Genomic DNA, 8,763 nt, shown 5'->3' with positions numbered 1-8,763 from the left:
CCCATCACCATTTTCACTGCACTGTCTTAGACTCGGTTCGCCATCTTCTGAATGTCGACTGCCTTGGCGTACCACCACGCCTATGGTGGTAAATTCAATAATTCCGTTCTTTGCCGAAGGAAATGTGGTCGGGGAGAGAGGATTCGAACCTCCGGCCCCTGCCTCCCGAAGACAGTGCTCTACCAGGCTGAGCTACTCCCCGACCGTCGGCGGAGCCGCTTTTGTGGCGGTCCCGCTGGGCAGGCCGCAGCCTATAGAGACGGCTTTTCCGGCTGGCAAGCGGGGGATGAAGAAAATTTTGGGCAGCGTCACAGCAGTCCCGCTTCGCGGAAGCTGAAGCGGGCGTTGCCGCTGTGGATGACATGGTCGGCAAGGGTGATTTCCATCGCGCGCAGGCGTTTGGAGACGGCGCGGGTGAGGCGAATGTCCGCCCATTGCGGCAGGTGGCCGTCAGGGCGCTCCTGTTCGATGGCGATCCAGCGGCTGTCCCATTGCAGCATCGCGGCGACGGCGGTGCGCCAGTCCTGATCGGCGGCCAGGCGGTGCAGCGGCCGCCATTGCTGGTCGAGGATCAGAAGATGCAGGGACGCCGTGCCGTTCATGCACGCGAGGATGCTGGAGCGGAACGCGGGCGGCAGCCCCCAGTCCTGTCCCTTTTGGAGGAAGCGTCCCCGAACATGATCCATTTCGCACCATTTGGCGTGGCGCAGGCGCTCGGCTACAGCATGGGCGTCAGTCCCAGAATCGGCCAGCTACTGAATCGGCCAGCTACTGAATCGGAAAGTCGAACCCTTGAGCCAGTCTTCCTCCTCCGCAACGCATTATGAGCAGCAATATCTGGACCTGATGCGGCGGATCTGGACGGAGGGGGATGAACGGATCGACCGGACCGGCGTGGGGACGCGCTCCATCCTGGGCGCGACCATGCGGTTTTCGCTGGCGGACGATGCGGTGCCGTTGCTCACCACCAAGCGCGTCTACTGGAAGGTCGCGGCGCGGGAGATGCTGTGGTTCCTGACCGGCGATACCAATATCCGCGAGCTGGTGCGGCAGGGCGTGCATATCTGGACGGACTGGCCGCTTGACGCCTATCGCAAGGCGACCGGCGAGGATATCGATCGCGACGCCTTCGAGGCGCGGATTGTCGAAGATGCCGGTTTCGCCGCGCGCTGGGGCGATCTGGGGCCGGTCTATGGCGCGCAATGGGTGAACTGGCCGCGTTATGAGCAGGTGGGGGAGGGACTCTACCGGAAGGCGGCGCAGGGGCATAACCAGATCGCTGATCTGGTCGAGGCGATCCGCACCAATCCGGGGTCGCGGCGCCTGCTGTTCACCGGCTGGAATGTGGCGGAGGTGGCGCGCATGGCGCTGCCGCCCTGCCACATGATCTACCAGTTCCAGGTGGCGGACGGGCGGTTGAACGGACTGCTGTTCCAGCGGAGCTGCGATCTGGGGCTGGGCTTTGCCTTCAACATCTTCGGCCTGTCGATGATCACCCGGATGCTGGCGCAGCAATGCGACCTGAAGCCGGGCGAAGCCGTCTGGCAGGGCGGGGACGTGCATCTCTACCTCAACCATGCAGAGCTGGTGGAGGAGCAGATTGGCCGGACTCCCTCGGGTTCGCCCAAATTGCGGATCAACCGGCGGCCCTCGAGCATTTTCGATTATCGGATCGAGGATTTCGAAGTGGTTGATTATGCGCCACAAAGGCATATCGCCGCCCCCGTGGCCGTCTGATTTTTCGGCGGAATGGGTCAGCAAAGCTTGCCTTTGTGGGTATTGTAATATAATAATTGCAGTGAGCAATATTATTGCAATGCACAAAAGGAGGCAGGATGAGCGACCGGATCGATTCGGACGCCGGAAGGCAAGAGGCGGGGCGTAATCTGCCCCCGCTCCGGCTGCATGTGCCGGAACCGAAATTCCGGCCGGGCGACACTGCCGACTTCAGCGATTTCGACATTCCCCCGGCGGGTGCCCAGGCGCGGCCCGACGAGGTGGCGCAGCCCGGCGAGATGCGCGATCTGGCCTATGGGCTGGTGCGGGTTCTGGATGAGGCAGGCGTCGCGGTCGGCCCCTGGGACCCGAAGCTACCGGCGGAGACGCTGCTCAGGATGCTGCGCGCCATGGCGCTGACGCGGGCCTTCGACGCGCGCATGTTCAGGGCGCAGCGCCAAGGCAAGACCAGCTTCTACATGAAATCGACGGGCGAGGAAGCAGTGTCGATCGGCGCCGCCGCGGCGCTGGCGAGCGACGACATGTGCTTCCCCAGCTATCGCCAGCAGGGCATTTTGATCGCGCGCGGATGGCCGATCGTCGACATGATGAACCAGATCTATTCGAACAAGGGCGACAGGCTGAAGGGGCGGCAGCTTCCCATCATGTATTCGGCGCGGGAGGCGGGCTTCTTCTCCATCTCGGGCAACCTTACGACCCAATATCCGCAGGCAGTGGGCTGGGCGATGGCCAGCGCGGCGCGGGGTGATACCCGGATCGCGGCGACCTGGTGCGGCGAGGGGTCGACGGCGGAGGGCGATTTCCATTCGGCCTGCACCTTTGCCAGCGTCTATCGGGCACCCGTCATCATGAATGTTGTCAATAATCAATGGGCTATCAGCAGTTTTTCAGGCTTTGCGGGAGCCGAGGCGACGACCTTCGCGGCGCGGGCCATCGGTTATGGCATCGCCGGGCTGCGGGTGGACGGCAATGATGCGCTGGCGGTCTATGCCGCCACCCGCTGGGCCGCCGACCGGGCGCGGGCCAATGCCGGGCCGACGCTGATCGAGCATTTCACCTATCGCGTCGAGGGGCACAGCACGTCCGACGACCCCAGCGCCTATCGTTCCGCCGACGAGGCCAGTCATTGGCCGCTGGGCGATCCCATCGCGCGGCTGAAAAAGCATTGCATCGCGCTCGGCATCTGGGACGAGGAGCGGCACGCGGCGATGGACAAGGAACTGGCGGAAATGGTCCACGATGCCGCGCGGGAGGCGGAGAAGAACGGTATCCTCGGCCATGGCCTGCACCATCCGATGGAATCGATGTTCGAGGATGTGTTCGAGGAGATGCCCTGGCACCTCAAGGAACAGCAGCAGAAGATGCTTGAGGAATGGAAGGCGGCGGGCCTGTGACCGGGACGATGAGCGAGACGATGACCCAAGCGTCCGGCGACGTTGCGCAGATGAACATGATCCAGGCGATCAACAGCGCGCTGGACGTGATGATGGGCCGTGACCCGGATGTGGTCGTGATGGGCGAGGATGTAGGCTATTTCGGCGGCGTCTTCCGCGCGACGGCGGGGTTGCAGCAGAAATATGGCAAGAACCGGGTGTTCGACACGCCGATCACCGAATGCGGGATCATCGGCGTGGCCGTGGGCATGGGCGCCTATGGGCTGCGGCCTGTGCCGGAGATCCAGTTTGCCGACTATATCTATCCGGCGCTGGACCAGCTGGTGTCGGAGGCGGCGCGGCTGCGTTACCGTTCGGCGGGGGAGTTTATTTCCCCGATGACGGTGCGCTCGCCCTTTGGCGGCGGGATTTTCGGGGGGCAGACGCATAGCCAGTCGCCCGAGGGTATCTTTACCCATGTGTCGGGGGTGAAGACGGTGATCCCCTCGACCCCTTACGACGCCAAGGGGCTGCTGATCGCCGCGATCGAGGATAATGATCCGGTCATCTTCTTCGAGCCGAAGCGCATCTATAACGGGCCGTTCGACGGCCATTACGACACGCCTGCCCGAAGCTGGGCAGGTCATGAGGCGGCGCAGGTACCGAAGGGCTATTATCGCGTGCCGCTGGGCGAGGCGAGAGTGGCGCGGGCGGGCGGGGCGCTGACGGTGCTCTGCTATGGCACGATGGTCCATGTGGTCGAAAATACCGTGGCCGAGATGGGCGTGGATGCCGAGATTCTCGATCTGCGGACGCTGGTGCCGCTCGATATCGAGGCCATCGAAAGGTCGGTGAAGAAGACCGGGCGCTGCCTGATCGTGCATGAGGCGACGCGCACCAGCGGTTTTGGCGCGGAACTGTCTGCGCAGGTGCAGGAGCGCTGCTTCTACCATCTCGAAGCGCCGATCGAGCGCGTGACCGGCTTCGACACGCCTTATCCGCACAGCCTGGAATGGGCCTATTTCCCCGGCCCGGTGCGGATTCGCGAAGCCATCAACAAGATCATGAAGGACTGAGGCTGAAAATGGCGCTGTTTACGTTCAGGCTGCCGGATATCGGCGAAGGCATTGCGGAAGCCGAGATCGTCGGCTGGCATGTGAAGGTGGGCGACCGGGTCGAGGAAGACCAGGCGATTGCCGACATGATGACGGACAAGGCGACGGTGGAGATGGAAAGCCCGGTCGCGGGCACGGTGGTGCGTCTGGCGGGCGAGCCGGGGCAGCAGATCGCCATCGGGTCGATGCTGGTGGAGATCGAGACGGAGGGCGATGCTGTCGAGGCGCCCGCTCCGGCTGCGGCGCCGGAAAAGGCAGTGACGTCCGAGCCCGTCGAGCGTGAGGCGGCGGCTGAGCCGTTGCCGATGGTCGAGGCGGAAAAGCCCTTGGAGCCGGAGCCTGCCATCGTCCCGCCGAAGGTGGAGGCGAAAGCTGCCGTTATGGCCTCCCCCGCCGTTCGGGCTCGCGCCAGGGAACTTGGCGTAGACCTGTCGCAGGTGAAGCCCAGCGGCGATCATATCCGCCACTCCGACCTCGATGCTTTCCTGCTCTACGGTTCAGGGCAGGGCTATCGGCCTGCCGGGAAATCGCCGAAGCGGGCGGATGAGGAGGTCAGGGTCATCGGCCTGCGCCGCCGGATCGCCGAGAATATGGCCGCGTCCAAGCGGGCCATCCCGCATTTCTCCTATGTCGAGGAGATCGACGTCACCGCGCTGGAGGAAACACGCGAGCAGTTGAACGCCCATCGCGGCGACAAGCCCAAGCTCACCCTGCTGCCGCTGCTGATCGTGGCGATCTGCCGGGCGCTGCCGGAATTTCCGATGCTGAACGCGCGCTATGACGATGAGGCGGGCGTGGTGACGCGCTTTGGCGCGGTGCATATGGGCATCGCAACCCAGACCGACGCGGGGTTGATGGTGCCGGTGATCCGCGACGCGCAGGACCGCAATGTCTGGCAGCTTGCGGCGGAAATCAGGCGGCTGGCCGATGCCGCCCGCTCCGGCAAGGCGAAGTCCGAGGAACTGTCCGGATCGACGCTGACCCTGACCTCGCTGGGGCCGTTGGGCGGCGTGGCGACGACGCCGGTCATCAACCGGCCGGAGGTCGCGATCATCGGGCCGAACCGCATCATCGAGCGGCCGGTGTTTCGTGGCAAGGAAGTGGTGCCCGCCAAGCTCATGAACCTGTCGATCAGTTGCGACCATCGCGTGGTCGACGGTTGGGATGCGGCGAGCTTCGTGCAGGCGGTGCGCAAGCTGCTGGAGACGCCGGTTCTGCTGTTCGCGGACTAACGGACGGTGGCGCGATAACTGAGGCGGCCGCTTTCGCCGGGGGAAATGGCCTGCGGGACGGTCCAGCGGACATGGGTGATGTCCGCCGGAACCGCCCGGCGGGTGCCGCCCAGGGCCGTCGGGAGCCAGAGATCGGTGAGGCGGCCCCAATGGGCGCCGCCATCGACGGACAACTGCATGGCCGGATCGCTGAGGTCGATCTGCGTGCCGCGCGGGACGGCGTTGGTGACGGCCAGGCCCCTGACCGGACGGCTGCCTTCGTTGCGCCAGTTGACCACGAAGATCAGCTGGTCTCCCGAACCCGCGCGGTCGGCGCTTTCCAGAACCCGGCGCACGCGACCGTTGATATCGGTGCTGACGCGCTCGACGAACATCTGCCGGTCCAGCCTGATGTCCTGCCGCGCCGATGCCCCTTGCGGCGCCAGGGCGCAGATGAGCGCACAGAGCCATCCCCCCGCCTTCATGCCCGCCGATTCCATCCGATGCCCCCGCTTGTGTCGCGCCCGAAATGGCTTCCGTCCTAAGGCCAAGCGACGAAGATTTGGTTAAGGGCTTGTTTCCCTTGTTGTCGAGCCGTTTTGCGGTGGATGGCCGGAATGGAAATTGACGGGTCCGGGCCGCCCGTGCAGAACAGGTGGGCGGGGCAGGGATATTTCAGGCGTGACACCTCAGGAACAGCAGGAAATCAACCGGCGGCGCGACCGCCTGCTGGCCTCGATCGCGCTGACGACGGGGATCGGGCTGATCCTCGCCTTGCCCTTCGCCCTGCAGGCAGGGGCCGAATTTTTCCTGCCGCTGACCGCCGCACTGGTCATCGCGATCGCGCTGGTGCCCTTTCTGGAGTGGATGGAGCGGCGGCGCGTGCCTTCGGCCATTGCCGCGCTGGCGGCGATGATCGCCTTTCTGCTTGTGGCCAACACCGCGCTGGTGCTGATCGTCGTGCCCGCGACCGACTGGTTCCGGCTGCTGCCAGAGCGGTTGCCCAAGATTCAGAGCAATCTGGCCCCGCTGATCGACTTTTATTCGCAGCTTCAGCGCTTCGTCGACGAAACCGTGCAGATGCTGGCGACCGGACCCGTCGCGGCGGCGCAGACGGCGGCGGTGGATGCGCCGCGATCGCTGCTGCAATTCGCGGCGACCTCCGCGCCCGCCGCGATCATCCAGATGGTGTTCGCGCTGCTCATCATCTATTTCTTCCTGGCCGGATGGACGCGGCTGCGGCGGCGGACGATCAACAGCCGGGGCAGTTTCGACGGCGCCATGGCGGTCGCGCGGGTGATCCAGAATGTCGTCGATGCGACATCCGCCTATGTGCTGACCATCGCCACCATCAACCTGTGCCTGGGACTGTCCATCGCGCTCGCCCTGTGGCTGATCGGCATGCCTTCGCCGCTGATGTGGGGCGGTATCGTCGCGCTGCTGAACTTCGTGCCCTATTTCGGGCCGATGCTGGCGGCCGTGCTGCTGGCGCTGGGCGGCCTCATGGTGTTCGACGATGTGTGGAAGGCGCTGCTGCCCGCGGCGCTGCAGATCGGCTTTCATCTGGTCGAGGCGAATTTTGCCACGCCCACGATCCTGGGGCGGCGGCTGACCATGAACCCCCTGCTGATCCTGGTGTCGCTGACCTTCTGGGGATGGGTGTGGGGGACGCCCGGAGCCTTGCTGGGCGTGCCGCTGCTGATCATCATCCAGACCGTCGTGGCGGCCGCCGGAACCCCGGATATTGCCGGTTTCCTGTTCGAGCGCGGCACGCTCACCGTGCCCCCGCGCAAAGAAAATGACGAAAGCCAAGAAACTCATGTTGCAGACGGTTGACAGGGGGGGCGGGGCCGCATAGATGCCCGCCCACACCGAACGCGGGTGTAGCTCAGTTGGTTAGAGCGCCGGCCTGTCACGCCGGAGGTCGCGGGTTCGAGCCCCGTCACTCGCGCCACTTCCTGTCAGGGAAGTGGATGGTTTTTCAGATAGCATCATCTGGCGGCTGAATGCCGCGCAAGATGCCGCCCTGCGCGGGTGTAGCTCAGTTGGTTAGAGCGCCGGCCTGTCACGCCGGAGGTCGCGGGTTCGAGCCCCGTCACTCGCGCCACTCTTCAGGACAGAGTGACTGTGCCGGCTGGAACCGGACTTTTCCCTACATTGGCAACGAGTGGCCCGGTTTGCCTCAGTACGCTGTACGCCATGCCGCCCCTGCGGGATTTGGGTGACATAGGTGACACGATAGGGTTGCGGGAAAGCGCTGCTTCCGGTCTTGCTTCCAACAGATTATGTTCAATTGTCAAAGAGCCGCGCCAAGCCTAGCGCGGGCGGGTGGTTGTAGGACAGGAAAAAGAGAAAGGCGGGTTTCGACGAGAAGTTGCCGTTCCTGAGCCTATACGCGTTTCCCGATTGCCGACATTCCAGTGGTCAGGCATCATCAAAGAATGGCATGGCTGGCTGAGTTGATTATCCAAGGGTTTTGGGAATGCGCTGTTGAGACCGCCTATCGGAAGGGAGGATGGATCGGCGGCGGAATTGCGCTCTTGGGGCCATTCATCCTTGCTGGATTGATTTTATGGCTCCTGTTCGGTTGACTGCATCAATCGACCAGAAATTGCCATTGAGCGATTTCTGCAAACCCCGCCAAACCGGACCCCTTCAACGCTTAGAAAGCATCGCCTCAAACATGGCCGCTGGCATAAGTTTAACATGAACGGCACCTTGATCCCCTATCCCATCCCGCACCACGTTCCGGGGGGCCTGTAGTGAAATCAACATGTAGCCATCGGGCGCTTTTGAGACAAAAAGCATATCAATGTCTGAGCCAGAAATGGTGTTTTCGTGGATCACTTGGAATCCACCAACCTTCAGAAGTGCGGCAACCTTGGTGCGGACTTCCACCGTCTGCTTAGTGTTAGCCAACACGATATGACAGGCTCCCGCACTGTCCCCAACTCCGATAAAAACTTCGTCCGGCTGTGCTTTCAATCGGAACCATGTGGGAATGCGACTGAAGTGAGCCTTTACCGTTGGAGGAATTTCTGACGCAACTTCGAGGAGAAGGCTCGCCGCGGTTTCTTGTGTTGGCGGCCTGCCTCGCGCCGTTTGAAAGCAGACATCGGGAATGGTATTGAAGAACCGCGTAGCGAGGTCGGCTGTGTCTGCCGCCTGCGCACCCAATGGGCTGGCAGCAATTAATCCCATTATACTGAGCACTGCGATCCGGCGCATACATATCTCCCGCTCAGAAGCGCCTAGCCGATTCTGCCTAATTTTCTTTGAAGATAAGGGTCTGTTTTCGGGCAAATTTGACTCAAACCCGACCGTCTC

The 8,763-nt window shown here is 63.3% G+C and carries 8 protein-coding genes and 3 tRNA genes; 7 read left to right on the top strand and 4 right to left on the bottom strand.

Features of this window, described 5'->3' with window-relative positions:
• Nucleotides 1-125 precede the first annotated feature (125 nt).
• Nucleotides 126-202, bottom strand: a tRNA-Pro gene (locus MJ601_RS21545).
• A 106-nt stretch (nucleotides 203-308) separates the two neighbouring features.
• Complete coding sequence (locus MJ601_RS21540; RefSeq protein WP_242130445.1) at nucleotides 309-686, bottom strand: JAB domain-containing protein; 378 nt, start codon at nucleotides 684-686, stop codon at nucleotides 309-311.
• A gap of 106 nt (nucleotides 687-792) precedes the next feature.
• On the opposite strand from MJ601_RS21540, the gene thyA reads away from it, so the two are divergent.
• The 4 genes from thyA to MJ601_RS21520 all read left to right on the top strand — a co-directional run bounded on the left by thyA (nucleotide 793) and on the right by MJ601_RS21520 (nucleotide 5,457).
• Entirely contained in the window at nucleotides 793-1,737 is a 945-nt protein-coding gene (thyA, locus tag MJ601_RS21535) for a thymidylate synthase (protein ID WP_281061383.1), read from the top strand.
• A gap of 98 nt (nucleotides 1,738-1,835) precedes the next feature.
• On the top strand, nucleotides 1,836-3,131 hold the full coding sequence (locus MJ601_RS21530) for a 3-methyl-2-oxobutanoate dehydrogenase (2-methylpropanoyl-transferring) subunit alpha (RefSeq protein WP_242130444.1): 1,296 nt from the start codon (nucleotides 1,836-1,838) through the stop codon (nucleotides 3,129-3,131).
• Between the two features lie 50 nt (nucleotides 3,132-3,181).
• Nucleotides 3,182-4,186, top strand: a complete 1,005-nt coding sequence (locus MJ601_RS21525) for an alpha-ketoacid dehydrogenase subunit beta (protein ID WP_242130447.1) — start codon at nucleotides 3,182-3,184, stop codon at nucleotides 4,184-4,186.
• Nucleotides 4,187-4,194: 8 nt separating this feature from the next.
• The gene (locus MJ601_RS21520; RefSeq protein WP_242130443.1) at nucleotides 4,195-5,457 is read left to right on the top strand and encodes a dihydrolipoamide acetyltransferase family protein; all 1,263 of its coding nucleotides are present in this window, start codon (nucleotides 4,195-4,197) and stop codon (nucleotides 5,455-5,457) included.
• Here MJ601_RS21520 and MJ601_RS21515 read toward each other — a convergent pair.
• A complete protein-coding gene (locus MJ601_RS21515; protein WP_242130446.1) occupies nucleotides 5,454-5,921 on the bottom strand; it encodes a hypothetical protein in 468 nt (155 codons plus the stop codon). The two genes, MJ601_RS21520 and MJ601_RS21515, sit on opposite strands and share 4 nt — an antisense overlap.
• Before the next feature lie 196 nt (nucleotides 5,922-6,117).
• Here MJ601_RS21515 and MJ601_RS21510 point away from each other — a divergent pair, with 196 nt between their 5' ends.
• The 3 genes from MJ601_RS21510 (at nucleotide 6,118) to MJ601_RS21500 (ending at nucleotide 7,543) form a co-directional block, all read left to right on the top strand.
• Nucleotides 6,118-7,272 carry an AI-2E family transporter gene (locus tag MJ601_RS21510; protein ID WP_242130442.1) on the top strand — a complete coding sequence of 385 codons (1,155 nt, stop codon included), beginning with the start codon at nucleotides 6,118-6,120 and terminating at the stop codon, nucleotides 7,270-7,272.
• A gap of 41 nt (nucleotides 7,273-7,313) precedes the next feature.
• Nucleotides 7,314-7,390: transfer RNA gene (locus MJ601_RS21505), tRNA-Asp, on the top strand.
• Nucleotides 7,391-7,466: 76 nt separating this feature from the next.
• Nucleotides 7,467-7,543, top strand: a tRNA-Asp gene (locus tag MJ601_RS21500).
• A gap of 548 nt (nucleotides 7,544-8,091) precedes the next feature.
• Here MJ601_RS21500 and MJ601_RS21495 read toward each other — a convergent pair.
• On the bottom strand, nucleotides 8,092-8,763 hold a 672-nt coding region (locus MJ601_RS21495), incomplete at its 5' end, for a hypothetical protein (protein WP_242130441.1).

It is taken from the genome of Sphingobium trunci (assembly GCF_022664535.1).
Taxonomy (GTDB): domain Bacteria; phylum Pseudomonadota; class Alphaproteobacteria; order Sphingomonadales; family Sphingomonadaceae; genus Sphingobium.
This window is presented reverse-complemented; position numbering and strand designations above follow the sequence as displayed.